The sequence below is a fragment of the Algicola sagamiensis DSM 14643 genome, from assembly GCF_000374485.1.
Taxonomy (GTDB): Bacteria; Pseudomonadota; Gammaproteobacteria; order Enterobacterales; family Alteromonadaceae; genus Algicola; species Algicola sagamiensis.
In genome coordinates this window covers 1-26,705 of the sequence record NZ_KB894513.1, presented here as the reverse complement: position 1 = coordinate 26,705, position 26,705 = coordinate 1, and the positions used below count along the sequence as shown (strand labels likewise).

Sequence of the window (26,705 nt, the reverse complement as noted above, 5' to 3'; positions counted from 1 at the left end):
AGGCTGGGTTTTTTTATTTGTGGTGTATGAATTTTACCAAGAGACTGCGTTGTCAGTTCCTCACATGGTCGTACTATGCTGCGTCACTTCCGCCTTGTCTCGTTCCTTAAGTGATCCTCTTCAAAACCTAAGATAAAAAGTGATATACCAGCATGCGCTTGTTGTTCTTGAGTGATCTCAAAATTGATCCCTTTTACTCCTGGCGCAATCTGTTCAACAGGCATGCTTGGATAGTAAAAAGATTCATTATCTGACTCACCAAAGACAAATATTCCTTCACCTTCGAAGATTCACGAATTGGTTCCGGTAGGATAATGGTCTGCTTGGTCATAGTACACAGATGTATAGACGTATTGGTTCTCTGCCAAATGCGTGAGCCAGCCTCGTGGGTCAGTTTGAAGTGGCGGTAGTGAAGCATTCGATAAATCACATGCTATTGACATCCATCGTGACGCTTTTGGGAATACATCTACGAGCACTCAACCAGGCGTCCAGCTATGAAAGGGCTACGTTTGTGGCAAGCGATGAGAAAGAATTCATGGGCACTTCATCATGCGGGGCAGCCATTGCCGCTGAAGATAGTGTGTCAAAGGGCTTTCAATTGAGTTTCACGGATAATGTAAAAGGTGTAACTAAATATTTGATCAGTCGCTAAGTAATTGATTTAACTGAAAATATAGTTGTATTTTCAAGCAGGGCGTCAGATTGCTGACACATGTTGCTTAACCAGTTTATCGAAGCTTAATCCACGAAGAAGCGCGATATTCCTCTCTGGGATTTGTTCTGGGTTAGGATAATGCTTGAGTGCTTTTTCAAGTCTGTCTTCGCGAATGAGGTGAAGCATTGGGTATGGGGAGCGGTTTGTAAAATTTGCCGGATCGTCAGCAGCTTCGCCAGCAAAAATATAATCTGGATGGAATGTTGCGAGTTGATAGATTCCTTCGTAACCAAATTGCTCCAACATCATTTGTGCAATATCTATCAGATCTAGGTAGTCACTAAAGGTCTGAAAACCTGACTCAAACATGATAAAGCTGGTTTCGATTGAAGGGGATTGATCGAGTCTTTTGAATTCTTTTTGTAAACAATGAAGTGCCTTTTCTGTATCCTGACAAGCAGAGACTTCATAGTGGATCCGATCATTCACAAATTCTTTTTTCGCGAATGGACAAATATTGTAGTGAATGATGAAAGATTCAATCCACTGCTTCGTCACGGTGACGGGATGACTGTCTTGATGGCTCATATATACAACACTCGAACAACACGAGCACATCATAACAGAATCAGAGCAATATTGCCCTGATTCTGATTGATTCGTATTTAAAGTAATTGGTGGAGCTTTTTCGCGATTTCGGTATTGTCTTGATGTCCGTGGAATAGTTCGGATTTAGTACCGGAAGAAAAAACGGGTACATCGACTGCTGTATGACCACCAGTTGTCCAGCCAGTCATCGTTTTTTCGTTCACAAGATTTAAGATTGCTTCATAAAGCCCTTCGCGATCTTTTGCTTGGTTTAATGTCGATAGTTCTCTTTGGGAAATAGGCCATTGTGTCCAGTGTATCCAGTCATCTTGTGTGATCTTCGACAGTGGTAATCGTTTGGCGATGGTCTCGACGGAAGCCGTCATACTGCGAATATATTCTGCCTTCCATTGATAGCCCTGTCCTCGGGCCAGCGTGAGCCCGCCTGTGCCATGGTCTGCTGTTGCAACAACCAATGTGCCAGGGTTTTGTTGGCTGAATTTGTAGGCAACTTCCATCGCGCCAGCAAAGTCCTGCATTTCAGTCATTGCACAAACGATTTCATTGGAATGACCACACCAGTCGATCTGGCTGCCTTCTATCAGTAATACAAAACCATTTTCATTATTTTGATTGAAAAGTGACAGCGCTTTTTTCGTCATTTTGGTTAAATGCATCGGGGTGTCACTATCAATAACCTTTGTGAGTCCACGTCTTGCAAATAACCCCATTGCTTTTTTCTGATTGAGCTGATCGAGTTTATCCATAGAGTCGATATATTGATAACCGAGTTGACGAAATTCAGCTGTTAAGTCTCTATCCGATCTTTGGAAATATTTTGTGCCACCGCCAAGCATGAGATCGATCACTGGGGCACCATTGACTTTATTATCAACGTACTGATCGGCTAATTCATCATAGGCACCACGGTCTTCATGGTGGGCGATAAACGAAGCCGGCGTAGCGTGATTAATTTGGGAGGTTACGACAACTCCTGTCGTTTTACCTTTCTCTTTTGCGGCTTCAAATAGTGTTTTGAGCGGTTCTTTTTTTTCATTGACGCTGATTGCGCCATTAAAAGTCTTATGGCCAGTACTGAGTGCTGTTGCAGCGGCGGCTGAATCTGTAACAATTGTTCGGTTATCATCTGGATAAGTACTGGCTTTACCGACATATAAGCGATCAAATATGGTGGTTTCAACTTCTTTTGTTTCTGGGTCATCCGCATAATAACGATAACCGCTGATATACGCTGGAGACATCCCATCTCCGATTAGATAAATAATATTCTTCACTTCTTTTGCGTGGAGTATATTTGTAGAACTGAGCAGTGTTGCGCAGACAAATAGTTTGGTGAACTTCATAAATCCTCCGGTAATGAAAACTTCAGTCAAAATAAACTACTACAAGATTTGCTCGGGTGCGAACGATTCTTGTTCCAATATTGTGACCAACTGTCTGAGGCCTTCAGCCATTTGTTCGGTTGTCTTTGGTTGTGATATACAAAGTCTGATTCCATGATAGCCAAAAGCATTACCACCAACGAGATAATGGTCTCCAGCTCTTAGGATCAAGCCATGCTGCCGGGCAACTTGTTCTACACGGAGTGCACTCCAACTTTCAGGAAGATGTATCCATAAATTAAATCCCCCAGGCTGGTATTGGATTTCATGGTTCTTGAGGATGTCTTTTGCGACGGTCCAGCGTTCATCCATGAGTGTCTCAAGCCATTTATCCTGTGTTGTCATGCACCCACTTTCACACCAATAAGTAAATAGCTCGACAGGTAAACTGGAAATTGTCCACTGGTTTGCTCTCAAGGCTAATTGAAATTGGGTTCTGTAAGCATTGGGTACAATTGCAAATCCAAGGCGAATACCGCCACTGAGCCGTTTAGAAAAACTGGAAATATGAAATGTGATCTCTGGTGCAAGGGAAACCATCGCAGGCAATTTATACTTTTTCGGCAGAACTTGAACATCATCCTCCAGAATAAAAATCCGATGGCGGCGGCAAACTTCAATAATTTGTTTGCGCCGTTCCAATGGAATTTGTGCTGTCGTTGGGTTATTTGATTGAGGCATCAAATAGATGACTTTCGGGTGGTATTGCTTGCACGCGGCTTCCAGTGCTTCAATGCAAATTCCCTGTTCATCAAAGCGAAGGCCAACACATTTAAGCGATAGCGAGTCACATGCCATTTTAAGCCCAGGGAAAGTCAGCGCTTCACAAATTACTGTGTCTCCAGCAGTTGTCATTGCTTGCAATGCTGTAAATAAACCATGCTGTCCACTTTGGGTAAAAAAACAATTTTCTTGTTCCGATGGCAAGTTTTCTTCCTTCAACCAGGTTGAAAACTTTTCTCGCTGATGTGGGTAGCCTCTTTCAGGCGTGTAATGAAGGAGCTTATGCAAATAGTCTGGCTGAGATGACAGGGATTGAAGCGCTTCATGAAGGACAGACTCTTGTGGGCCAATCGGGGCAAAGCTGTTACTAAAATCCACAGCTCCTTCTTCAGGAAAGTAGCTTGACCAATAAGAAGAATACTTTTTTTCTTTTTGTGAAACGTATGTACCACTGCCAACTCTCGAACTAACAATGCCTCTTTTCTCTGCTTCCGCATAGGCGCGAGTAATGGTGCCTGTTGTGACTTCGAGCGTATCCGCGAGACGTCTTTGTGGGGGAAGTTTTTCGCCCGCTTTGAGTTTATTTTCCTGGATCAGCGTCGCGATATGATCAGCAAGAGCGATGTACTTCGGACGGTCATTGTCTGTAGGTAGATGCCAGATTGTCATGGTTACAAAAAATCCATTGCAGTTCATTTGTATCTCTATATTATAGTCAATTCGTAATAATTGTCATCATATTGAATGCATACAATTAAGGTGGTCGTATGGATCTCGTAAGTTTAATTTTTCCAACATCTGCATTTGCATTTACTTCTTCGGCGACGCCAGGACCGAATAATTTATGGCTTACAGCAAGCTCTATGAATTTTGGTTGGCGTAGGACGCTTCCATTTCTATTTGGCATCCGATTTGGGCTAATAGGGCTTCTTGTTGGACTGTGTTTAGGGCTTGGTGTTGTGATCGAAACATTTCCAGAAGTGAAAACTGGATTAACGGTCATGGGAACGCTTTACCTGATTTATCTTGGATTGCGTCTATGGAAAATGCCTGCCGGTGGACAGGGGAAAGAAGCCGAACCACCAGGATTTTGGACCGCGTTTGCTTTTCAGTATGTGAATCCCAAATGCTGGCTTACAGGTATTGCAAGTGTATCTGCGCATACACTCCCAGGCGCGGATTACTTTGCTTCGTCTCTACAGCTCATCTTGATTTGGGTTGTCATTGGTACGTTTGGCAACATCATCTGGCTTTTTGCTGGTGAAGCACTCCGTGGCTGGCTTGCACACCCGACCATCGGGATAAAGATTAATAAAGGTTTAGCAATTCTTACCTGGCTGACGATAGGATTGCTATGGTAGTCATTAGATTTAAAAAGAATGTTGAGGTATGCCATGAGAGCATGGGTAAAACAAGCGATTCGTAAAATTGAAGCGGACTTTCAACGCTCAGCGGATACGCACTTGATTAAGTTAGATATTCCAGCTGCCCCCCAGGTCACACTGTATTTAAAAGATGAGTCTATTCACCCGACAGGGAGTTTAAAGCATCGCTTAGCTCGGTCGTTGTTCCTCCATGCATTATGTAATGGCTGGATCAAAGAAGGGACGCCAATTATCGAATCATCATCTGGCTCAACAGCGGTTTCTGAAGCGTATTTTGCTCGCTTACTTGGCTTGCCATTTATTGCAGTGGTCCCACCAACGACTTCAAAAGAAAAAATTGATCTGATTTCGTTTTATGGCGGCCAATGCCACTTTGCGACAGGGACGGATATCTATTGTGAAGCGAAGCGGCTTGCCAAGGAATTGAATGGTCATTACATGGACCAGTTTACCTTTGCTGAGCGTGCGACAGACTGGCGGGGGAATAACAATATTGCAGAGTCGATATTCGACCAAATGAAGCTGGAAACACATCCGGTACCAAAATGGGTGGTGATGAGCCCAGGAACTGGCGGAACGTCAGCAACCATCGGACGGTTTATTCGGTATATGCAGTTTGATACGCAGCTTTGTGTGGCGGATCCGGAGTTCTCAGTTTTTTATGACTTTTATCAAACACGTGATCCAGAGATTACCATACAGGAGTGTACACGAATTGAAGGGATTGGCCGCCCGCGCGTAGAGCCATCATTTATTCCAGATATTGTTGATCGTATGGAAAAAGTACCGGATGCAACATCAATTGCGACAATTCGTTTCTTAGAAAAAGTCATGAATCGAAAGTGTGGTGGCTCTACTGGGACAAATGTCTATACAGCTTTGAAGCTGGCCCATGAAATGGTTGCGGCAGGTGAGTCGGGTAGTATTGTGACGCTACTGTGTGATGGTGGAGAGCGTTATCTAGATACCTATTACAATGATGCGTGGTTACAAGAGCAATCGATTGATATCACGCAAGCGATGGCAGAAGTGAACAGTCTCTGGGGAAAAATGAAATAATCTTAAATATTCTAGAAAAGATAAAGGCCCTTGATAAAGGGCCTGGGTTTGATGTTCACTGAGTAGCTTAGAGACAGAGTCGAAATGTATCAACAGCCAAAAATTAATACACTCCAACCGCCAATGTCGCATTGAAGAGTGTGACCTCTTACGAAATTCTCCGGTTTTGCCAGCCCAATAGAGTTTCGTTCTTATGCGTCGTTGACAAAGTTAAATATAAACTAAATGATAATCATTATCAATACGATTTATAAAAAATTTTCATTTTTATTCCTTTAAAACAGATTTTTTTCTGATCAGAATTGTGGTTTAACTGTTAATCACTCTCGATTCCAGTAGAATACCTCTGCATAACAAAAAGATTGAGCAACGACTCAATTTCCTTCGAATATGACCATGAAAATACTTAAGGAGTAACCCAACATGGCTGCTGCCAAACGTCACGTGAACCTTGAACGTGCTCAGCTCATAGAACTCGCAATCCAAAGAAATGAAGGAATACTGGCTGCAAATGGTGCCTTCGTTGCAAAAACAGGTGAAAGAACGGGTCGTTCACCAAAAGATCGGTTTATTGTTCAAGAGCCATCAACGCAAGATTCTATCGATTGGGGGAATATCAACCGTCCTTTTGATTCGGAGCGATTCGATGTACTTTGGGAGCGTGTGAGTCAATATATGGCAGAGCGCGAGCTGTTTGTCTCGCAGCTAAATGTCGGTGCAGATCCAGAGCACTATTTACCGATAGAAGTCACGACAGAAACAGCTTGGCATCATGTTTTTGCAAAGAACCTATTTATTGAAGCAGCGACATGGAACCCAAAGTCCAAACCACACTGGACGATTATGAATGTTCCTTCTTTTGTATGTGAGCCAGAACGTGATGGGACGAACAGCGACGGAACTGTGATCATCAACTTTGCACAGCGAAAAGTCTTACTTGCAGGTATGCGTTATGCGGGTGAGATGAAAAAATCGATGTTCTCCGTGCTCAATTTTCTGCTTCCAGCACAAGATGTCTTGCCAATGCACTGCTCCGCGAATGTTGGTGAGCAGGGTGACACAACCTTATTTTTTGGTCTATCTGGGACGGGTAAGACGACATTATCTGCCGATCCAAATCGATTCTTAATCGGTGATGATGAGCATGGTTGGGCTCCAGGAAGTGTATTTAACTTTGAAGGCGGTTGTTATGCAAAATGTATTGATCTTTCAAAGAAAAATGAACCTGTAATTTGGGATGCGATCCGCTTTGGGGCGATTTTAGAAAATGTTGTCTTGGACGACTCTCGAACTCCGGATTATAAAGATGATGCACTCACACAGAATACACGAGCTGCATATCCGCTCAAACATATTGAAAAAAGGATTGAGAAAAACCGTGGCGGTGAGCCAAAGTCCGTTGTTTTCTTGACCTGTGACGTCAACGGGGTACTTCCTCCCGTTTCAATTCTTTCTGAAGAAGCGGCTGCATATCACTTCCTTAGTGGTTATACCGCAAAAGTAGGTTCCACCGAGATAGGGTCAAGTGCAGCAATTCAATCCACTTTCAGTACATGTTTTGGTGCGCCATTCTTCCCAAGGCCCGCTGGTGTTTATGCGGAGTTGCTCATGAAGCGGATCCGTGAATTTGGCTCGAAAGTTTATTTGGTCAATACTGGATGGACGGGTGGCCCATATGGTGTGGGACAACGTTTTGATATTCCAACAACGAGAGCGGTTATTGATGGCATCGTTTCTGGAGAGTTGGCAGATGTTGAAACCCAGTTTATCGAGGAATTAAATTTACATGTTCCTGTCGAGATCCCCGGTGTTGAGCAAAATGTACTTGTTCCGCAAAACACGTGGGCAGATAAAGCTGCGTATCATCAGCAAGCAGAGAAGTTGGCGAAAGAGTTTATTGACAACTTTCAAAAATATGATGTTTCTGATGCGATTGTTCAGGCTGGTCCAAAGCAGCCATTATGAAAATGAAAGGTGGTGCAACCGCACCACCTTTTGTGATTGAATATCGCCTTTTCAGCGTTGTTTCTTCTCAAACGAAGCAGGCCAAGCAGTCCAACGAGCAGGTATACCATTGAGCCACTGTCAGATTTTCCACTTTCTTTCTTCGCTGACTTTTCATTCCCAACGATTACCGCAATTGATTTCTCTGTGATATTTCCATCAGCATCGACGACTTGAATCGTCAATGTGTGATCACCAGGTTTCAAGGATTTATTTACCGTAATGCGTCCATGATCATCAATGGCGAATGCATTGTCAGAAACACTATAACGCAAGGTTGCATCATCAGTGAGCTTTGAACTGGCTTTTCTGTTGTTACAGAGTGACTAACCTTAACATTGGCTGCAAGACGGACAATCACTGGCGATTCAATTTTTGCACCTGACCCTGATGCCAGATGCAAAGTGATCAGGGTCTTTGATCTATCATCCGTCACAGTGCGGATTTCCGACATATCAATAGACCCTAGGTATGGGCTAGGAAGTGAATGGATGCAATGAGGCCTGAGCTATCTGTCCGGTTTTGGAGCTTGATACTGCCGCCATGGACATCGACAATGCGTTTTACTATAGCAAGGCCTAGCCCGCTTCCTTCGCTACCACGTGCAGTATCACCGCGTGTAAAAGGTTCAAATACACGTGATAGTTGCTCAGGTGGTATCCCTGGACCACAGTCCATAATTTGAATACATACAATTTTATTCCCATCCTTCAATTGACTGCGAATGTGAATGTCACCCTGACTATAACGGAAGGCATTTTCAATCAAGTTATTCAAAACACGCTTTAATGAGACTGGATTCATGAGTACTGGGAGCGGACATTGTGCTAGCTGGGTTTCAATTTCCCATTGTTGAAATTGCTCTTGAATAATAACTTCACCCAGAAGATGGTTGATGTCTATCACCTTCATGTCCATTGGATGACCGGCTCGGACATAATCCATGAACTGATCGATGATGCCATTCATATCTTCAATATCAGTGATGATTCCTTCTTTGAGATATTCTTCCTCTTCCACCATCATCTCCGTCGCGAGCCGGATCCGAGTCAGTGGTGTTCTGAGATCATGCGAAACCCCGGCGAGTAACAAGGAGCGATCTTCTTCAAGTTGCTGTATGCTGGTGGACATTATATTAAAAGCTCTTGTTACAGCAATGACTTCAGATGAGCCTTTTTCAGGGACTTGCTTGATTGATTTACCAGAAGCAGCGCGAAGGGCAGCTTTTTCTAAATTCTTGAGTGGTTTATGGAGTTGTCTGGCAAATAGCCATCCACCTGCGACACTCAAAATACCAATAAAGAAAAGATAAAAGACTAATGGTGAGAAGTGAGCCTCATCAAGCGCGTTCATCGGGATACGGATCCAGTAATCGGGAGCTTGTGGTGCTTTGACCCAAAATAAGTACTGTTCTCCTTGTGAGATCCGTACTTCAGCGGGACCACCCAATTCATCGGACATCATCATAGAAAAACTCGCGTAATACGCTGCACGATGGAGTCCAAGTAATTCTGACTGCTCCTGTTTTAACAAGCGAATACCTGTTGCTTGCTGATGTTGGTGGAGTATACGTTCAAGTGTTGACTCATTTTCTTCTTGGAGAGATATCAGCAGCGTTCGTACCTGGTTCGCAATCAAATGGTTAATCTGGTGCTGTGTCGGTTTAATGACATAGTAGGCGACAGACACATAGGAAATACATTGATTGATCAATAATAGAATGCCGATGAGTAAAACGGTCCGACCAAAAGCACTATTTGGCAACCTCATGAGTTGCTTGCCTTCCCATCTGGTACAAAGACATAGCCAAGTCCCCAAACGGTTTGAATATATCTGGGATTTGCTGGGTCGACCTCAAGCATTCGTCTCAAGCGGCTGACTTGAACATCAATACTTCGCTCTAGTGCACTATAATCACGACCTCGTGCTAAATTCATGAGCTTATCACGGGAGAGTGGCTCTCGAGGGTGAGTCACCAGCGCTTTTAGTACTGCAAATTCACCACTTGTCAGGGGCATAATGGTATCGCCTTTTCTCATTTCACGCGTTGACAGGTTGAGAGAATATTCCGCGAATGTAATTTCCTTATCGTCTTGTGACGGCGCGCCAGGCGCTTCTCGAGATTGTCGTCTCAATATGGCTTTAATTCTGGCAAGCAGCTCTCTTGGGTTAAATGGTTTTGGTAAGTAGTCGTCAGCGCCCAGCTCTAATCCAATTATACGGTCAACTTCATCTCCTTTGGCGGTGAGCATCAAAATGGGGATTGAATGCTCCTGCTTACTCAGTCTTTGACAAATGGACAACCCATCTTCTCCTGGCAACATAAGATCAAGGACGATAAGATGAAAATTCTCACGTGCCAACAAACGATCCATTTGTTCTGCATTGGGTGCACAGCGAATAATAAAGCCCTGTTCAACCAAGTATCTTTCTAGCAGGCTACGCAGCCTTAAGTCATCATCTACGACCAATATTTTTGTTGTCTCTTGCATCAGAAAAACTCAGAATCTCTTCAATAAAGACACTATAAAAAAAAAGCTGGTCAATTCCTATGAAAGACCAGCCTCTGATATTGTTACAATTTATTTCACATCGTCTGCCAAATTAGCATTTTGAATTTTTACGGCCAGTTTTTTATCAAATATGCCAAAAATAAAAATCTTTATGATGGGAGAGTTTAGAAATTTACTGCTTTACAGATTGGGCTTTTTTCAATTTGTACGGCGGGTTTACCCAGATCACATTCATTGGGGCAAAGCTTTTCGATATTTGTTTTTCTGATTGATTTACAGCAGTGTGATCAACTTCATATAAGGTCGTTTGTGTTGAGTTGCATCCCACGAGAATCGTGGAAGTCAGGACAATGAGCCCTTTGATGCATTGCATGATATGCCTCCGGATTTATGTGTTTTAAAAAGGTACGCAGGCAAATTTAGTGCAGATTGATCAAAACACAAGGAAATGGAGATATTTTTGTCATTGTTAATTCCTTTTCTTGCATTCACAGTGTCTGAAATCATATTTTCAGGGAGTTGGACTTTGATACCACCCAAAAGAGAAAATGCAATAATGACAGAAGATATACCCCTGAACACAACAACCTCACTTACTACGACATGAAACCCAGGTAAAATCGCGCGCGATAATCACATATGAGTTACATTGCTGCGATCAATTGTTTGATTGGATGATGGGTGGAGTAAGTCATGAGAAGGAGAACCTTCTCATGTATTTTCATTAAGAATGTACTTCTTAGCCAGCAAGGGTGACATAGAAGTACCCGTGGTGAATGTGGTTAGATACGAAGCATACCAATCATTTCGTTTGGATCTGCGTGGGCGGCATAATCACCTTTATCCGTATTTGCTTCTAGGTTTTGACGTAGCTTTGCAGTTGTATCAACAAGATTATTTAAAATGTTTGTGAAATCCTGGTAGTTCAGGCGTGCAAATTCACCAGTAAAGTTCAGCATCAGAGAGTTTGCCTGCTCGTCATATGCGATTGCTGCGCCGCGGGTTTCAGCTTGGAACAGGTTTAGGGAGAGTGCTTTTTCGAAAGTTGTTACTTTATGTTGGGTGGGAACCTCATAGAGTACAGCGTTTACAGTAAAGCCTTCATCACCATTGCGGATGGCAAGGTTGAGTATCACATCGTCATTTGCTTGAAGGGAGCAACGACCTTCGTCGTCAAGTTGGAAGTTTGTGCCAAATGATTGACCAAATTCAGTAAGCCAGTGTTGAAGCTGATGATCTGCGTATGACATATTTTTTTCCTTAAGTGACTTTTTCTTATATTTCTATTCATTATGCCCTTGTTTTTAAAAGGGTCTTTGTTTTGGATAACCTGAACTGCACTTTCTGCAAGTGATTGTCCCTAAAAACAGGCACATGCTTTGCTTATGTGTAACAGGTACGGGGAATAGGTTTCAAAAATCACAAAATTTTACAAAACATGTATTGATATTGATTTATTTATCAGCAAGTTATGAGGGGAATGCAATGTTATCGCTTTTGATCAAGGCGACATATGTTCTCGAGACAGCTGTAAGCGGCACAGCTTATCACCGCGCTGTGTGTAATAAATTTCTATTTCTTCAAACCCCAATCGACGATAAAAATCGTAAACGGGTGTGTTCTCTTCAAAAACATCCAGCTTCATTCCTTTAAGTTCAGGATGATCAATGACATGCCGTATCAGACCTTCCAGGACACGACGGGCAAAACCATGCCCTTGCCATTGTTGATCAATTTGCAGGCCGCCCAACCACATATAACCATCTTGCATTTTTTCGATGGTGAAAACACCGATGATGGTTGAGGCATCGAGCCATACGCCATAAATTGCAAAAGGCTTTTTTGTGCCATCTCCTTGGAATATCTGTTCTCGTTGCAGCTTTTCAACGCTGGGCACATATTTTCGTTGTGATTTTTCGAGTTGAATATTCTTAGCAATTCGCCACTGGGTTTCTCTGATTGGCTGGATTGTCAGGGCCAACTTTGTGTTTACCGATAATGCTTGTGTCATCTTTGTGTTTTTAAAAAGTCACTTTAATTCAGTAAGTCGCAATTTATTGAAAAAAGTTTTTCTCATCTGGATTTCTTGTTCGCCAATGGATACACTGCGACTACATTTTGGACAAATTACAAGAAAAAGAACATGATAAAGCGCATGATATTCGCATTATTTTTCCTACTCATGTCTGATTTACTCTGGGCAAAAGATTGTCCAAAGCTTTATGACGCATCTTTTCGAAAGCTCCATTCTGACCAGATCATTCAACTTTGTGATTTAGTTGCTGGTCATCCCGTTTTACTTGTGAATACAGCCAGTCACTGTGGCTTTACGAAGCAATTTAAAGCATTGGAGGATCTTCATCAGCGCTATGAAAAACAAGGACTAAAGGTGATTGGATTCTCTTCCAATGACTTTAAACAGGAAGCTAAGAAAGAATCCGAGTCAGCTAAGATCTGTTTTGTGAATTTTGGTGTGACTTTTCCTATGTTTGCACCAGTTCCTGTCCGTGGCGCTGACGCGATTCCGCTTTATAAGGAGGTTTCTAAGCAGGCGGGACGTTCACCAAAGTGGAATTTTTATAAATACCTGATTGATGCAAAAGGAAATGTGATTGATGGTTGGTCGCCATTTACGAAGCCTGACGACCCTGAGCTCATAGACGCCATTCAAAAAGTTTTACCGAAACCTATGTTGGGCATGCATTCGCAGGGGCAACAGGCCAATCATCCTATGAAGGAGAAAGTATGATTGTACCGATGTATGCAGCAGTGTTCGCATTATTTTATATTTATCTCGCGTTGCGTGTTATCAAAGCTCGACGTCAATACCAAGTTGCACTTGGGGATGGTCAGGAAAAAATGGTTCAAAAAGCAATTCGAGTACATGGTAACTTTTCAGAATATGTGCCATTTGCGCTGCTGCTTTTATTCTTTCTTGAACAAAAAAATCCGAATACGATATGGTTACACAGCTTGTGTATCGCATTATGTGTAGGGAGGTTAATCTGTGCTTATGGCGTGAGTGCACCACGGGAAAATCTGAAATTTCGTGTTACAGGGATGGTTATCACATTTGCTGTGATGATTGCGATATCCATCCATCTATTGATTACGAGTCTTTAGAGGCAAATTTGGGGTGAATACGTGCCATGATCAGTGTGTTCGCCTTGTTTGAAAGTATTCATCTTCATTTCGCCTTCGACTTCAAAGCCAAACTTTTTATAAAGGTGGATAGCACCAGGATTGTCAGAGAGAACAGTTAACTCAAAGCGAATGATTTGTAGCCAGTTATCTGCAAGGTGAATCGCTTTTTCAAGGAGTTGGCTACCAATGCCTTTCCCGTGAAAATCTGGATGAACAACAATCCCAAAAGTTGCAACGTGCTTTTCTCGTTGTTTAACGTAGGGATAAATGCCAAGATGTCCAACAAGCTTGCCCTCAATATCCGCAACGAGTTGGATATTTTCACCTTCGGTATCAAGAATATCACGCCATTGCTTTGCATTAAGAAAGGGAACGCGAGAGGTATTTTCAACGATGGATTCTATTTCTGAAAATGCAGCGATTCGATCATAATCTTCGGGAAATGCTCGGCGGATGGTTACTTCCGATTTCATTGATGACTCCTTGGTTTTTACCCAGAGAGGCCATCTTGCAATACAACGCTCTATAAATCAACTGGTTAATCTATCAAGTGGCCTCAGCAAAATCATTAAGTGCCTGTCCATCTAAACGATAGATAACCCATTCGTCTTGTGGCTTGGCCCCAAATGATTTGTAAAATTCAATTGCGGGTTCGTTCCAGTCAAGGACGCTCCATTCAAATCGGCCACAACCTTTCTCTACGGCTATTTTCGCTAAGTGTTGCAGCATTCGCTTTCCTGCACCGAGGCATCGACATTCTGGTGCAATATAAAGATCCTCAAGGTAGAGGCCGTTCTTCCCAAGCCATGTAGAATAGTTGTAGAAGTAGACCGCATAACCGATTGGCTCTCCTTCCTGCTCACAAATGAGCGCTTGGGCGGTTGCTGAGGGGGTAAAAAGAGAGTCTTGAATGCTCCCTATAGTCGCTTTGACTTCATGTTCCGCTTTTTCATATTTTGCTAACCCGACAATCATCTGATGGATTGTTTCGGCATCTTGTTTGCAAGCTGTGCGGATCTGAATGTTGGACATGACTTTCTTCCTTATCATCATCTATCAATGTATTCTAAATGGGTTCAAAAAACCTAAAAATCAATAACAAATTTATCTATCTGTTATAGAATTTTATAGAAAATACATATAAAAATAGTATTTATATTCGATCATAAGTTTCCTGGGGACTTATCTGTACTTCCCTGAAAAAACTTATCCAACGTTGCTTGCTTTTCGTTTTTACATAAGACCTGATGATGTCAATCATCAGGTCTGAATTTGCGGTTTCACCCTGACGAATACGCTGCGTATATATTTTCCAAATTTGTGATACCGATTGGCCTGATGGCTTGAGTAATGTCTCCAGCTTATGGAACAGCAACAACCCGCATGTATAAAACAATCTTGCATCTTTTCTTTGTGTTTCGGACAGGCTTTTTCCTTTCAATGTTGTGAAGCAGTGCCGTCTTGCGGATGACATTTTGTCATGAATGAGTTGCTGGTGACTTGCTTGTTTCAGCCATTGTGTTGTTAAATATTCAGCAGCGCCTTCATGAAGCCATGATTCGCTGAATCTGACAGTTTGAACACCCTCTTTTTGAAATAAGTGTGCGATTTCATGGGTGGTGAACCATATATCAAACGATCTCTTCGTTTGTTTTGGGGCGTGCACATGGAAGACAACCTGATTCGGTAAGACGCCTCCTTTCCGATCAACTTTGCCATCAGTTGAATAAGACGTAGAAAATAACAACATTGGTGGTGCATTCAATGGGCCAAAGCGCTGTTCGAAACTAGACATGATCCGTGGAAAGCTTGATTCAATTGAGCTTTTTAATGCAGCTGGAAGCGCTGGATCAATGACAGTGAATAGACCCGCAAAATTGAATGGTTTTTGTTTCCCAACATACACCTTCGTTCCATCATTTTTATCAATCCAATAGGTCTGACTTTTATGGACTTTTCCATGAACCAGAATGTAGTCAGAATCTGGTGCTTCAATGCGCATGTGCCATTGGTTCTGTGTTTCGTCACATTGCTGGATACATGCAAAGAATCGGCGTGAATGAACGAGCATTCCACCGTCTGTATAAGGAGAAAAAGGTGCATAATCCTTTGGCAGTGAGATAAACGTTGGATTGAGATCGAAGGTTACTTGCTGGAATTTTTTCCATCTTTATGTCGAATAAAATCCTGCCCATGAAGATGTTGGATAATGATATCTGGACTCAGTGAAACCCATCTATTTAACCTTGATTGATCTGGTGTTTTTTTTAGAACGAGCTGTGTAATCGGCTTGCTTGTATTGTAGGAAACACGCCATTGCCCTTGATTATTTTTTGTCAGCTTCGTGATGAGTGTATTGGCGTAAGCCACGTTTGAAAAAGCCAGCAATAGACTCAGCAATAACATCCTTTTCATAATGATCTCCCAGAGGTGAATGGCGGAAATGAAAGACGATATCACGTTTCAGACGCGATAGAGATCAATAAGGTTCTAAAAATCACGCTTTTATATGATATTTCTTCGCTTTGGATCTCCCTAGAATACCTTTGTCTCGAAGTTAGAGACCAACTTACATAAAATCAAAGATAGAGGGAGTCAGAGTAATGAAGACGTTGTTTAAAGTCATGGTTGTGTCTTCTTTCAGTCTTACTGCAATGACAGTGGCTGCGCAGGAACCAGTCAACATGATGGCTGCATCAGAAGTGATCACCAATGAATCAGGTACATCAACGATTGTAGACTTTTCCGATCCAGCGATGGGAGGCTTCGACTGGGGAGATCGTGGTGATGTTGGGTGGCAACGATATAATCTGGGCCAGGGAATATGGGGATATCAGAGTGGTGATGTGAGCCAAGGTGAAGTGAGTGGAACTGGAATGCGCTTCTTTACCCGAGGTGGTCAATTCAAGATCAAATATGCATCCACTGGGCGTTCTTGTGCTGATCAATTAGTGATCAAGCTCAATGGTAATGAGATGAAGCGTGAGTGTGGTACGAATGGACGTGTGAAAACTTTAAGAGTTAACCTCGGCAATGGCAACTACATGCTGAATTTACTTTACCAAAAGGGAAGCTCAGGGAATAGCAGTGCTTGGATTGAGGAAATTACAGTGCCTGGAGAACCAGCACCAGAAGTCCCAAATGCAAATACGATCACGTTCGAGAATGAAAATCTAGGTGGCTTTAATTGGCGTGTTTCTGGTGACAAAGGTTGGGAACGAACCAAAAACATTGCTTATGATGGGTTGTGGTCTTGGAAGCCAGCTGAGCTTGCTGTGGGTGAATCTTCAGGAATGAAAACCGAGTTTACAACAGAAGGTGGTACCATCAAGTTTCAAGCGAATTTGTCCAGCACAACCGATGCGCGTGGTAACTGTCGCTCACCACTCATTATGCGTCTCAATGGTGCGGATTCTTGGACACTATGTGATACGAAGGGCTACTTCTTTACGCCGGGTACAACGCTTTCTGCTGGTACATATACCCTTGAGTTCATCTATACCAAGCACTCAAATGAAGATCCTGCGCAAGAAATCTTTATTGATAACTTGATCATTCCTGGGGTTGCTGCTGCACCACAACCTACGTTACCAGGACTCATTGATTTTGAAGATGACTCACTTGGTGGATATGCATGGCGTGTGACAGGTGATCTCGGCTGGTTACGTACGCAACAAAATGCATATCGTGGTGACTGGGCTTGGCAGCCAAGTCAGATTGACGTTGGTCAAAGCTCTGGCATGTTGACTTCATTCCAAGCAAATGGGGCTGATCCACTTGTATTTCGTGCACGTTTAGTCGGTGAATACGATGATCAAGGCCAGTGTCTAGCACCACTCATTGTTTACATTGATGGGCAGGAATTATTTAACTTGTGTGATACTGGTGGGAATTACGGAACGTACACAATCCGTTTGCCACGAGGAGAGTTTGATATTGAATTCTCCTATGAAAAGCATGCGGAAATGTATCCTGATCACGGTGTTTGGGTTGATAATATTCAATTCCCCGTTGAATAAATTAATGACGGCGAGCAGTGGCTCGCCGTTTTACTCATGCCTTCGGGAATAAGGGACCATGACGGTTAATCGGCTTGAATGATGATGTCACCCAGCGTTCTATCGAAAGTCATATTAATTCCTTCGATTGAATGCTAGGGCATGCAAGGTGATTACAAGATTTGGCACAAGGTTTGTTGAGCAACTTTACTGACTTGAACTGTTAGTTGTTTTAAGTGAAATGAAGGTAAATCCCAATGATGCCAATATAGGGAGATATCGCATTGTTTATCTGGGGTTATATTGATTAACTGGCCTGATTGAACCGCTTGTGTCGCTTGAATGATCGGTAGTAAAACCCAGGCATGGCCACTCAAGCCCATTTGCAGAAACCCTTCCGATGACGGCATGACATGATGCCTTGTTTGTGCGGTATCCAGCGCAAAATATTGCTTGAGATAATCGCTTGTTAATTCGTCTTTCTGGTTATAGATAGCCGTTGGTGCTTTCATTAATGCGCTCGGAGTGACACCATTTGGAAAATAACGCTGGTTAAACTGTGGCGTCGCGAATGCTTGGTAAGTCATCACACCTAGTGGTATAGACAATGCACCTTGTATTGGATTGGGATCAGACGATATACAAGCGATCACTTCTCCTTTTCTCATGAAATCCAACGTTTGATCTTGATCAGCTATTCGGATATCAATGAGACAATTTTCGTCTTCAAACAGGCGATTGAGGGCAGGATAAAACCATGTGGATAAGCTATCTGCATTAACCCCGATACTCAGCTCCACCTCTTGATGTAAATTCTTTGGCTCCAGAAGCTGAAACTGTGCAGCATCATTGAGCGCCATCATTTGTTTTGCATATTGCATCAAAGTGATCCCAGATGGGGTCATTTGAACAGGGTTACTGCGGATCAGCAATGTCTGGCCCATGGATGTCTCAAGCTGTTTGATCCGTTGGGATAGAGCAGAAGGGGTGATGTAGAGCTTTTGTGCAGCAATATCAAAGCTTTGATGAACAACAACTTGATAAAACGCATTGAGTTGACGACTCAGTAGCATATTAAGAAAATCTAATCACAATGAAAAAAGTTTAAATTTCCTTCATGATTGATCAGTTTTAGACTGTTTGCAACGATTTGAACAAGAGATATTGCAATGCAAACAGCATTTACAGATGGCTTTTTACTCGGGCTAAGCATGATTGTGGCGATAGGCGCACAAAATTTATTTATTATTCGACAGGGGATCTTAAGAAAGCATATCTTTTCGATGGTGATGACAGCATCTGTCTGTGATGCTGTGTTGATCTTGTTTGGCGTCATGGGATTGGGCTTGATGATCAGTCAAATTCCTGCGTTGAAGACAGTTCTGACCATTACCGGTGCTTGCTTTTTGATTGTATATGGCTTTTTATCTTTTCGGGATATTTTTCATTTCGCAGCGCCTTTGCAGTCAATTTCTGAGAAAGGGGTTGCGACAAACCGACTTAAGGTGATCTTCGCAACCCTCGGTTTTAGTGTCCTGAATCCAGGTGTCTGGTTAGATACGGTCGTCTTAATTGGCGGCGTGGGTGCGACTCAGCCAGTTGGGAGTCAACAGTACTTTGCATTTGGTGCCATGTTTGCTTCGTTTCTTTGGTTTTTTGGAATCGGATATGGTGCTGCGAAATTATCTCCTGTGCTATCAAGCCGTGTCGGTCAAGTGAGTTTGAATCTCTTATCTGGAACCATTATGTGGGCTTTAGCGAGCATATTAATTTGGCGCTGGTGGCAAGGGTAAGCCCGCTCGAGGAGGTGTTTGAACCTCCAAGCTCCGTACTAGGCGATTTTCTGGTGAGGTAATAGCCAATGATACTTTTCGGGAAGAAAATCCTGAGTTTGTGTAATCGCCTCATCTGCTTCTTTTAAAATATTGGGATCACCGACTGCAATCGACCACATTCCAGCGGAATTGACGGCTTGAATACCAGAAACCGCATCTTCGATGCCAATACAGCGCATTGGAGGGACGCCCAAACCATCAGCCGCTTTTAGAAAGACCTCTGGATGTGGTTTGCCGTGGATGACGGTTGCAGCATCTGCGATATAGTCAAACATTTGTCGGAGTTGTAAACGTTCTAGTACAAGCAAGGCATTTTTACTGGCTGAAGCAAGGCCCACTTTCACGCCCATATCATTGAGTTGAGTGAGCAGTTGAGGTACCCCTGGGAATTCATCTTCTGGAGATAAATGATCCAGTAATTCGAGGTAATACTGGTTCTTTTGTGCTGCAAGTTTTGATTGCTCTGTTTGGGAAAAATCAGCATTTCCTCTTTGCAGAATCAAATGAAGAGAGTCCATTCGATTGATGCCTTTGAGCGATTCGTTAAAATGCCGATCAAATGGAATTTCGAGAAAATTGGCCAACCTTTTCCATGCAAGATAGTGCCACTCAGCAGTATCTGTAATGACCCCATCTAAATCAAAGATAACTGCTTGAAACTTCCGTTGAGTCATTGATGATTCTCCTGGTAAATTGAGCATGACACAGAAACACCATGCCCAAGGCTAACCTTATGATCAAAATGAAATAGTTCGAATTGACCCTTAGTCAATAATGTATATTGGCACGTTGAACCAACGGTCACTTCAATATGGACCTTTTGTATATACATTCGGAAGGTAAAAGCTTGCCATTGATGAGGGAGTGATGGGGAAAATGATAAACGGTTGTTCTCAAAACGCATGCCAGCAAACCCTTTCACTAAAGCAATCCATGTACCTGCCATACACGCGATATGCACTCCATGCCCAGAGTTTTGATGTAGATTATCAATATCAAGACGAGCCGTTTGTGAAAAATACTGATAAGCCTTGTCGTGTTGTCCAATTTCACTAGCAATAACTGAGTGCACTATCGGAGAGAGTGAAGAGTCATGCGTCGTAATTGGCTCGTAAAACGCAAAATCTTGATCTTTTTGCTTTGAATGGGCAAATGAAGGCTCTAAAAAATGCGCCATGAGCACATCCGCTTGTTTACACACCTGATGCCGATATATCACGAGTGGATGATAATGGAGCAGAAGCGGATAATTCTCTGAAGGTGTGTTTTGGAAGTCCCATACAGGGCGGTGGCAAAAAGCATCATCTTGTAAAAAGATTCGTTGCTCAGAATCATATGGAAGACAGATATTCGACATGATTTTACCCCAAAGATCAAACTCTGCCTGATTCAACTGAAGAGATTGCTGTAACCGTTTTAATTTTTCAGGCGCATGAGTCAAGAGCCAATCTCGGACATCGAGCGCATAACTTAGATGAGTCTGTGCCATCAGGTTGGTGTAGAAGTTATTATCAACCATGCAGGAATACTCATCAGGTCCGGTCACTTCATGGGTGGAAAACTGTCCATCATCGCGAAATCGACCTAGGTCGGGCCAAATTCTAGCTGTTTCAAAAAGCATTTCAGCACCACCGTCAATGAGTAACGTTGTATCACCAGTTGCTTGTATATACTGTTTGAGTGCCCATGCGATATCCGCGTTGATATGATACTGCGCGGTGCCAGCCGGGAAAAATGCAGACACTTCTTCGCCACCAATTGTACGCCAGGGGTATAGGGCGCCATGTTTGTGTGACATGATCTTCGCTCGGTGGCGTGCATGATCGAGTTTGCTGATCCTGTATTCAATTAAACGACGTGCAATATGTGGCTCAGTATAGAGAAAATAGGGGAGTGCATAAATTTCGGAATCCCAGAAGTAATGGCCATCATATCCCGGTCCAGATAGTCCCTTTGCTGCGATGCTTGTTTTACCAAATCGACCACAGCTTTGCCGTAAATGAAATCCATTTAGCCTTATCCCTTGTTGAAGTGCGTCATCCCCAACCAGTTGAATATCTGCATCAGACCAGTAAGACAGCCAAGCTTTTTGATGGCTTGCTTTAAGCTGTTGATACCCTTGAGCGAGCGCTGATCCAAGTATGGACTCTGCAACGGAATATAGCGCCGTAGATGTCCCTGTTGCATAAATGCTTAATTGAGTCAGTGTGATTGAACGACCAGGAGACAGGATGGATTCAACGGTTTGCCGTTGTCCTTGCTCCGTTTTTTCCAAGTGGCGTTCTAATGATTGGTCAGCATGCTGATGGAAGAGAGTAATGAGTTGCTGATTTTCTGTGGATTGAAGGCAACCCAAGTGACCATCTTTCAGCCATTGTTCCACATAGTGTGCCTGAAGGTGGCTGGCTTCTCCAATCCTGGGATCATCATTTTGTATTTGAACTGGAGTTGGCTTTGTAATGCCGCTGCTGAGCTTTATCCTTTGGGTGTGATCAAGTGAAGTCACTTTGATCTTTGCACACATTAGTTCAGGAATATCGGCATGAATAAAACGTTCGATATCAAGTTGGACCCGGCCGCCATTTGGCATTTTCCAAATCGTATTTCGAGAAAGAAGGCCATCTTGCAAATGCAAACGCCGCTCGAATTCTTGAATGGTCCCTGTTGTAACAGACTCATGATCGACTTGGATGCACAACTGCTTTGTATCAGCTACGGCGATCATCGCGTGATTATTTTTCGCAAAACCATAAGCAGACTCACCATATTCAATGGGATGTGTTGCGTAAAAGCCGTTGATGTACGTACCTTCCAAGGTGTTTACAGAATGAGGGTAACCTTCTTCTAATGTGGCTCGGGTACCCAAGTGACCATTGCCTAAACTCAGTAAGCTCTCCGCGAATAGTTGTTGGTCTGGTTGCCAGTCAAACTGTGACAAATGCCACGGCTCGACAGGAAAAATAAGTGATTGATTCATGATGACACTGCTTTTAACTCGGTTGTTTCTGTGCTGTCCAATGCCTGATCGGGTTGGAACAATATCTTCCACCAAAATGGAATGGCAATCAGCGCGAATGAACTACTCAATAGAATCTGATACCCAGCGCCTTGGAGCATCCAAAGTGTTCCAGCAATGAGAAATCCGTATACACTGACTGCACCGGCACAAAGTGCAAAGAGATTTTCTTGAAATCCACGAATTGAAGTATTGGGATTATCTCCTGCTGCCACTGCGGTTTGTCGCCACCAACCAAATGGTTTGACTTGTTGGTAGAAAGCGACCCGTTTAGATTCTTCTGTTTGAGGTGCAAAAATAGATACGAAAATGACAGCGCTCAAGGATACGCCAGACATGATGGCGAGTCGTAACCAGTCCGCTTCGACAAAGATGAGTAACAGTGGTGCTAAAAGTATAGACAAGGTGATGGATACAAGTTCGGAGTAAATGTTTACTTTCTCCCAAAACCATCTTAATACAAGGACTGAACCCGTCCCGGCACCAAATAACAAAGAAATTTGCCAAGCGGATTGAACGGAATTTAGGTTGATCATAATGAGCAGTGCGATGCTTAAGATGAGCAGGCTTGATACTCGCGCAACCAAAATCATTTTTCGTGGATCGACCTTTTTTTTCTTTCTTTGTTCTACCCATAAACCTTTATACAAATCATTTGCCCAATAACTGACCCCCCAATTCAGGTGACTATCAATTGTGGATGCGAGTGCTGCAAATAGCGCTGTCACCATCAATCCTTTGACACCGACTGGTAATAAATCGCCAATGCCTTGGACAAATAGTGTCTCCCGTGCGGCAATAAAATTCTCTGTTACAGGTGTATCTGGATCAAATGGATAAATAATCAAAAGCGCGATAACAATCGGTAACCAGACCAGACTTCTGATCACGACTTGTGAAAAGGTGAAAACAATAGACGCAATTCGCGCATCTTGATCGCTGCGACAAGCCATTGTTCTTTGTGCTAGATAACCTGTGCCATCACTATTCACCTGGAAGAACCATTGAAGAGAAAGGATCACAAGAAATGGCAATAGCATTTCATCCATAGTTGGCCAAAGGCTGAGCATTTGCGCACCTTTTTCTGGCCCATAATGTGCGATGACATTGTCGCTTAATTGAGTTAGGCCACCTGCTGCATCGACTGCAAAATAAGCATAGAACAGGGTGCCAAGGATCATGATTGTAAATTGCAGCACATCTGTTTTGACGACGCCACCGAGGCCTCCAGATGTCGTATAAAGTGTTGTAAACAGCAACAAGAGGGTAATGCTGATTAAGTTATTTGTCGTTGCGACTCCCTGAGTCAATCCACTTAACCCAGAAGCAATGGAAACCCCTGTACTATCAACCCAAACAGAAAGTGAATGGTAAAAGCTTTCTGGTAGCCAAAGATGCCAGGGGAGGAATATTTCAAATACACGAGTGGCTGCGATCAGTACCATAGCCATGACCGCGCAATTGATAAAAGTACCATAGTAAATGGCCTTTAATGCTCGAAGTGTATTCTGACCTTTTCCACTATAACGAACCAAAGTCAGCTCTGCATCTGTGAGGACGCCAGCGCGTCTCCATGCGCCACTGATTAAAAAGCCGAGCATCAAAAATGCAAGACCATAAATCCATAGTCTCCATGACGAGAATAAACCACCTGTGACCATCAAACCTGTCACTAATAATGGTGTGTCGGCAGCAAATTGTGTTGCAGCCATAGAAAGTCCTGCTTGCCAGCCTTTTAACTTTCGACCAGCAAGAAAATACTCTGTTGACGAGTGCGAAGCTTGGCTTTTTAAGCGGAAACCAACCCATAAACTGTAGGCCATAAACAGCAATAAAATGCTGTAGTCTATCCATTCTAACATGATAATTATTATATTTATTTTAAATCTTTAACGATTAAGATTAAATGATAGAATCAATGCTGTAAACATTTTTGGTACGCAGAACTATAGAGTTGGACGTCAATGAAAAGGTGTAAATTGAACAAAGGCTTAGAAGAGTCACCCTCTAAGCCACTCATTTTATTTGCTAGCAACTGCCACGAACAATGAGGTCGGTTGGGAGTATAAGGTGTGCATGTTCGGTGATATTGAGCAAACGTTTTGCTGCTTCTCTGCCTTTATCAATACTTCTTTGACACATGGTTGTCAGTCCTGGGTAAATATGTTCTCCATCATCAATTCCATCAAAACCAACGATGCAAACTTCAGCCGGGATCTGAAGCGCATTCTTTCTTGCAACATTCATAGCACTTAGGGCAATACGGTCACTCATGCAGAGTAAAATTTGAGCGCCTTGAGCAATGGCTTGCTGTGCAATAATTTCTGATTGGCTTGCCACATTTTTAGGGATACTGTAGATGCTATATTCAGTGATACTATGATCAGTCAGTGCTTTGATATACCCATCTAAACGACGCTTGGAAATCGAAGTATTAGCCCCATAACAGTCAGCCATCTCCAGTTCACCTAAGTGTTGATTCTTGGATAACTTTAACCCGAGAATGGCAACCTGTTTTGCCGGGTTGTGTGAGAGGGTATAGTCTGCAATTTTATAAGCACTATCTTCGTTGTCGATATGGACTGAAGCGTAGTCATGTAGGTCAAAGTCAACAGTAACCATTGGCTTTCGTTGGAGTTGAATTCGATTCAATGTTTCTTTTTCTTCCGGCGCACCATAGAGGATAAACCCATCAGGTACAGCTTCTACGCTATAGTTTTGTGCGCCTTGGTGTTTGTTAGAAAAGAGAAGGATATTAATCCCCTCAGCCTCTGCGACCTCAGAAACGCCTTGTAGGAATTGCGCAGCGACTGGATCAGAAAAGCTGTACTGAATTGGATCGGCCAAGTAGACACCGATAATACCTGTTTTACCTGTTCTTAAGCTCCTTGCAGCTGCGTTTGGCCCTGTATATCCAAGCTTTTCGCAGGCTTTCATGATTTTCTTTCTTAAAGCTGGTGAGAGTTGATCGGGTCGATTGAAGGCATTGGAAATAGTTGCGCTGGAAACACCGAGTTTTTGCGCAATATCCTTCAAGGTGTAAGGTTTTTGTTGTGTGTTCATATGTTCTTGGGAGATTAAAAAAGACTCCATCGTAAGGGTTGGTGATTCAGATGGCAATTCTTCATTGTATGGATTTGGAAGTGATGAGAAATACACCCTAGTCAAATGGCACTCTGGTAGCTACCTTTTTAGAATGTGTCAGATGGAAATTGAAATTACATGCATCGATTTTTTTTATGTGTATTTGTGCTTTATGCGAGTCTCGTTAAGTCAGCAGATCTGACAGATTTAGAGTATATAACGGAGCACTATCCACCTTATAATTTTAAAGAAAAAGGTCAACTAAGAGGTATCGCGGTGGAACTGCTTGAGTTGGCGAGCCGAGCAAAAGGTCCCCCCGTGCTGCCGAGAATGGTCAATATGGAGCCTTGGGCAAGAGGTTATCAGAAAGTACTCAAAGGACGCATGAAAGTCCTTTTTTCGATGACGCGTACACCAAAAAGAGAAAAGTTATTTCTTTGGGCAGGCCCCATTACGGATACACGAGTGGTCGTTTTAGCGAAAAAAGGCCGGGAAATCAAAATCACCTCACCTGATCAGTTTAAGTTATACACCATAGGCGTTGTGCGTGATGATATTGGAGAGCAATCACTCAATACATTGGGAATAGAAGATAAGCACCTACAATTGTCTCCGTTTCCAGAGGTGGTGGCCAAAAAGCTCCATGCCGATCGTGTGGACATGTGGGCTTATGAAGCACGTGTAGCGCAATGGGTGATGCGACAATTGGGGATTAACACCAATGCATATGAAGAAGTCTATGTGCTCACAGAAGGGCATTTATATTTTAGCTTTAGCTCTGATGTGAATGATGAATATGTGGCGGATCTACAAGAAGGTATTGATGAAATCCGTAAAGCAGGTCGCCTTGAAGAGATATTGGCGAAGTACCGATAGTGAGTGCAGGTAAAGGTACTGAAGAGTGTGTCTACCTTTGGGAAAGTAAACACACTCATACTCATATAACTACAGATGCTTGATTTGATAATCAACAGCAACAGGGCTTAGCAATGTTGGTGTCACTTTTCCCGCTACATCGTCAGTTAAAATTCGCAATGCGAAATCTACCGCAATATGACTTGCGTCGGGATCCAACTGCGTTGTACCACTTTCCTGCATTAACCAGTCCAAATCTGCCTCATGGTGCACATGCAACTGTAAGTGGCCATCACTATCTGTTGATAAATTATCAGAAGAAGTGTGTCTCCCTTGTGACTCGGTAATCCCGATACCAAATTCTTCCAATAGTTGACCCAATACTGGTGCTAGGATCTCCTGATTGGCAAAATGGCAAAATGGCAAAATGGCAAAATGGC

27 protein-coding genes are annotated in these 26,705 nt (G+C 42.9%); 8 read left to right on the top strand and 19 right to left on the bottom strand.

Annotated elements, in window-relative coordinates:
• Positions 1–700 precede the first annotated feature (700 nt).
• From C505_RS0119980 to C505_RS0119970, 3 genes are all read right to left on the bottom strand, one after another.
• Complete coding sequence (locus tag C505_RS0119980) at positions 701–1,246, bottom strand: DUF1415 domain-containing protein (protein ID WP_018694418.1); 546 nt, start codon at positions 1,244–1,246, stop codon at positions 701–703.
• 77 nt (positions 1,247–1,323) lie between these two features.
• Positions 1,324–2,610 (bottom strand): alkaline phosphatase, encoded by a 1,287-nt coding sequence (locus C505_RS0119975; RefSeq protein ID WP_018694417.1) that lies wholly within the window; start codon positions 2,608–2,610, stop codon positions 1,324–1,326.
• A 39-nt stretch (positions 2,611–2,649) separates the two neighbouring features.
• On the bottom strand, positions 2,650–4,041 hold the full coding sequence (locus tag C505_RS0119970) for an aminotransferase-like domain-containing protein (protein WP_169337075.1): 1,392 nt from the start codon (positions 4,039–4,041) through the stop codon (positions 2,650–2,652).
• Positions 4,042–4,139: 98 nt separating this feature from the next.
• Here C505_RS0119970 and C505_RS23150 point away from each other — a divergent pair, with 98 nt between their 5' ends.
• The 3 genes from C505_RS23150 to C505_RS0119955 all read left to right on the top strand — a co-directional run bounded on the left by C505_RS23150 (position 4,140) and on the right by C505_RS0119955 (position 7,781).
• Complete coding sequence (locus C505_RS23150) at positions 4,140–4,733, top strand: LysE family translocator (protein WP_018694415.1); 594 nt, start codon at positions 4,140–4,142, stop codon at positions 4,731–4,733.
• Positions 4,734–4,766: 33 nt separating this feature from the next.
• Positions 4,767–5,816, top strand: coding sequence for a PLP-dependent cysteine synthase family protein (locus C505_RS0119960; protein ID WP_018694414.1), 1,050 nt, complete (start codon positions 4,767–4,769; stop codon positions 5,814–5,816).
• A gap of 423 nt (positions 5,817–6,239) precedes the next feature.
• Positions 6,240–7,781: a phosphoenolpyruvate carboxykinase gene (locus tag C505_RS0119955; RefSeq protein ID WP_018694413.1), complete on the top strand. Its 1,542-nt coding sequence runs from the start codon at positions 6,240–6,242 to the stop codon at positions 7,779–7,781.
• On the opposite strand, the gene C505_RS24490 is transcribed toward C505_RS0119955, so the two are convergent.
• The 6 genes from C505_RS24490 to C505_RS0119920 all read right to left on the bottom strand — a co-directional run bounded on the left by C505_RS24490 (position 7,754) and on the right by C505_RS0119920 (position 12,344).
• Positions 7,754–8,095: a DUF5011/hyalin repeat domain-containing protein gene (locus tag C505_RS24490; RefSeq protein WP_157369236.1), complete on the bottom strand. Its 342-nt coding sequence runs from the start codon at positions 8,093–8,095 to the stop codon at positions 7,754–7,756. The two genes, C505_RS0119955 and C505_RS24490, sit on opposite strands and share 28 nt — an antisense overlap.
• A gap of 190 nt (positions 8,096–8,285) precedes the next feature.
• Positions 8,286–9,590 (bottom strand): two-component system sensor histidine kinase EnvZ, encoded by a 1,305-nt coding sequence (gene envZ / locus C505_RS0119940; protein ID WP_018694410.1) that lies wholly within the window; start codon positions 9,588–9,590, stop codon positions 8,286–8,288.
• A complete protein-coding gene (gene ompR / locus C505_RS0119935) occupies positions 9,587–10,312 on the bottom strand; it encodes an osmolarity response regulator transcription factor OmpR (protein WP_018694409.1) in 726 nt (241 codons plus the stop codon). Before ompR ends, envZ begins: the two co-directional genes overlap by 4 nt.
• 193 nt (positions 10,313–10,505) lie before the next feature.
• Positions 10,506–10,706, bottom strand: coding sequence for a hypothetical protein (locus C505_RS0119930; RefSeq protein ID WP_018694408.1), 201 nt, complete (start codon positions 10,704–10,706; stop codon positions 10,506–10,508).
• Positions 10,707–11,115: 409 nt separating this feature from the next.
• Positions 11,116–11,583: a CesT family type III secretion system chaperone gene (locus C505_RS0119925; RefSeq protein WP_018694407.1), complete on the bottom strand. Its 468-nt coding sequence runs from the start codon at positions 11,581–11,583 to the stop codon at positions 11,116–11,118.
• 251 nt (positions 11,584–11,834) lie between these two features.
• A complete protein-coding gene (locus tag C505_RS0119920) occupies positions 11,835–12,344 on the bottom strand; it encodes a GNAT family N-acetyltransferase (RefSeq protein WP_018694406.1) in 510 nt (169 codons plus the stop codon).
• A gap of 132 nt (positions 12,345–12,476) precedes the next feature.
• On the opposite strand from C505_RS0119920, the gene C505_RS0119915 reads away from it, so the two are divergent.
• Both C505_RS0119915 and C505_RS0119910 read left to right on the top strand, forming a co-directional pair.
• Positions 12,477–13,082 carry a glutathione peroxidase gene (locus C505_RS0119915; protein WP_018694405.1) on the top strand — a complete coding sequence of 202 codons (606 nt, stop codon included), beginning with the start codon at positions 12,477–12,479 and terminating at the stop codon, positions 13,080–13,082.
• Positions 13,079–13,456, top strand: coding sequence for an MAPEG family protein (locus C505_RS0119910; protein WP_018694404.1), 378 nt, complete (start codon positions 13,079–13,081; stop codon positions 13,454–13,456). The genes C505_RS0119915 and C505_RS0119910 overlap by 4 nt, the downstream gene beginning before the upstream one ends.
• Here C505_RS0119910 and C505_RS23145 read toward each other — a convergent pair.
• The 4 genes from C505_RS23145 to C505_RS0119890 all read right to left on the bottom strand — a co-directional run bounded on the left by C505_RS23145 (position 13,453) and on the right by C505_RS0119890 (position 15,892).
• Positions 13,453–13,950: a GNAT family N-acetyltransferase gene (locus tag C505_RS23145; protein ID WP_051090627.1), complete on the bottom strand. Its 498-nt coding sequence runs from the start codon at positions 13,948–13,950 to the stop codon at positions 13,453–13,455. The genes C505_RS0119910 and C505_RS23145 overlap by 4 nt on opposite strands.
• A 73-nt stretch (positions 13,951–14,023) precedes the next feature.
• Entirely contained in the window at positions 14,024–14,509 is a 486-nt protein-coding gene (locus C505_RS0119900) for a GNAT family N-acetyltransferase (RefSeq protein WP_018694403.1), read from the bottom strand.
• Positions 14,510–14,630: 121 nt separating this feature from the next.
• On the bottom strand, positions 14,631–15,548 hold the full coding sequence (locus C505_RS0119895; RefSeq protein ID WP_018694402.1) for a hypothetical protein: 918 nt from the start codon (positions 15,546–15,548) through the stop codon (positions 14,631–14,633).
• A 74-nt stretch (positions 15,549–15,622) separates the two neighbouring features.
• Positions 15,623–15,892 (bottom strand): hypothetical protein, encoded by a 270-nt coding sequence (locus C505_RS0119890; RefSeq protein ID WP_157369234.1) that lies wholly within the window; start codon positions 15,890–15,892, stop codon positions 15,623–15,625.
• 188 nt (positions 15,893–16,080) lie between these two features.
• Between C505_RS0119890 and C505_RS0119885 the strand changes: the two genes are divergently transcribed.
• The gene (locus tag C505_RS0119885; protein ID WP_157369232.1) at positions 16,081–17,496 is read left to right on the top strand and encodes a hypothetical protein; all 1,416 of its coding nucleotides are present in this window, start codon (positions 16,081–16,083) and stop codon (positions 17,494–17,496) included.
• Between the two features lie 152 nt (positions 17,497–17,648).
• Here C505_RS0119885 and C505_RS0119880 read toward each other — a convergent pair whose 3' ends face one another.
• Entirely contained in the window at positions 17,649–18,548 is a 900-nt protein-coding gene (locus tag C505_RS0119880) for a LysR family transcriptional regulator ArgP (protein WP_018694399.1), read from the bottom strand.
• Between the two features lie 96 nt (positions 18,549–18,644).
• Here C505_RS0119880 and C505_RS0119875 point away from each other — a divergent pair, with 96 nt between their 5' ends.
• Entirely contained in the window at positions 18,645–19,268 is a 624-nt protein-coding gene (locus C505_RS0119875) for a LysE/ArgO family amino acid transporter (RefSeq protein WP_018694398.1), read from the top strand.
• Between the two features lie 38 nt (positions 19,269–19,306).
• Here the strand turns inward: C505_RS0119875 and pgmB are convergent, their stop codons facing one another.
• The 4 genes from pgmB to C505_RS0119855 all read right to left on the bottom strand — a co-directional run bounded on the left by pgmB (position 19,307) and on the right by C505_RS0119855 (position 25,389).
• Positions 19,307–19,984, bottom strand: coding sequence for a beta-phosphoglucomutase (pgmB, locus tag C505_RS0119870; protein WP_018694397.1), 678 nt, complete (start codon positions 19,982–19,984; stop codon positions 19,307–19,309).
• Positions 19,981–22,287: a glycoside hydrolase family 65 protein gene (locus tag C505_RS23140; protein ID WP_018694396.1), complete on the bottom strand. Its 2,307-nt coding sequence runs from the start codon at positions 22,285–22,287 to the stop codon at positions 19,981–19,983. The genes pgmB and C505_RS23140 overlap by 4 nt, the downstream gene beginning before the upstream one ends.
• Positions 22,284–24,188 (bottom strand): sodium:solute symporter family transporter, encoded by a 1,905-nt coding sequence (locus C505_RS0119860; protein WP_018694395.1) that lies wholly within the window; start codon positions 24,186–24,188, stop codon positions 22,284–22,286. The genes C505_RS23140 and C505_RS0119860 overlap by 4 nt, the downstream gene beginning before the upstream one ends.
• A gap of 166 nt (positions 24,189–24,354) precedes the next feature.
• Entirely contained in the window at positions 24,355–25,389 is a 1,035-nt protein-coding gene (locus C505_RS0119855) for a LacI family DNA-binding transcriptional regulator (protein WP_026318112.1), read from the bottom strand.
• A 159-nt stretch (positions 25,390–25,548) separates the two neighbouring features.
• Here C505_RS0119855 and C505_RS0119850 point away from each other — a divergent pair, with 159 nt between their 5' ends.
• Positions 25,549–26,286, top strand: a complete 738-nt coding sequence (locus tag C505_RS0119850; protein WP_018694393.1) for a substrate-binding periplasmic protein — start codon at positions 25,549–25,551, stop codon at positions 26,284–26,286.
• 69 nt (positions 26,287–26,355) lie between these two features.
• On the opposite strand, the gene C505_RS24615 is transcribed toward C505_RS0119850, so the two are convergent.
• On the bottom strand, positions 26,356–26,705 hold a 350-nt coding region (locus C505_RS24615), incomplete at its 5' end, for a hypothetical protein (RefSeq protein WP_040440398.1).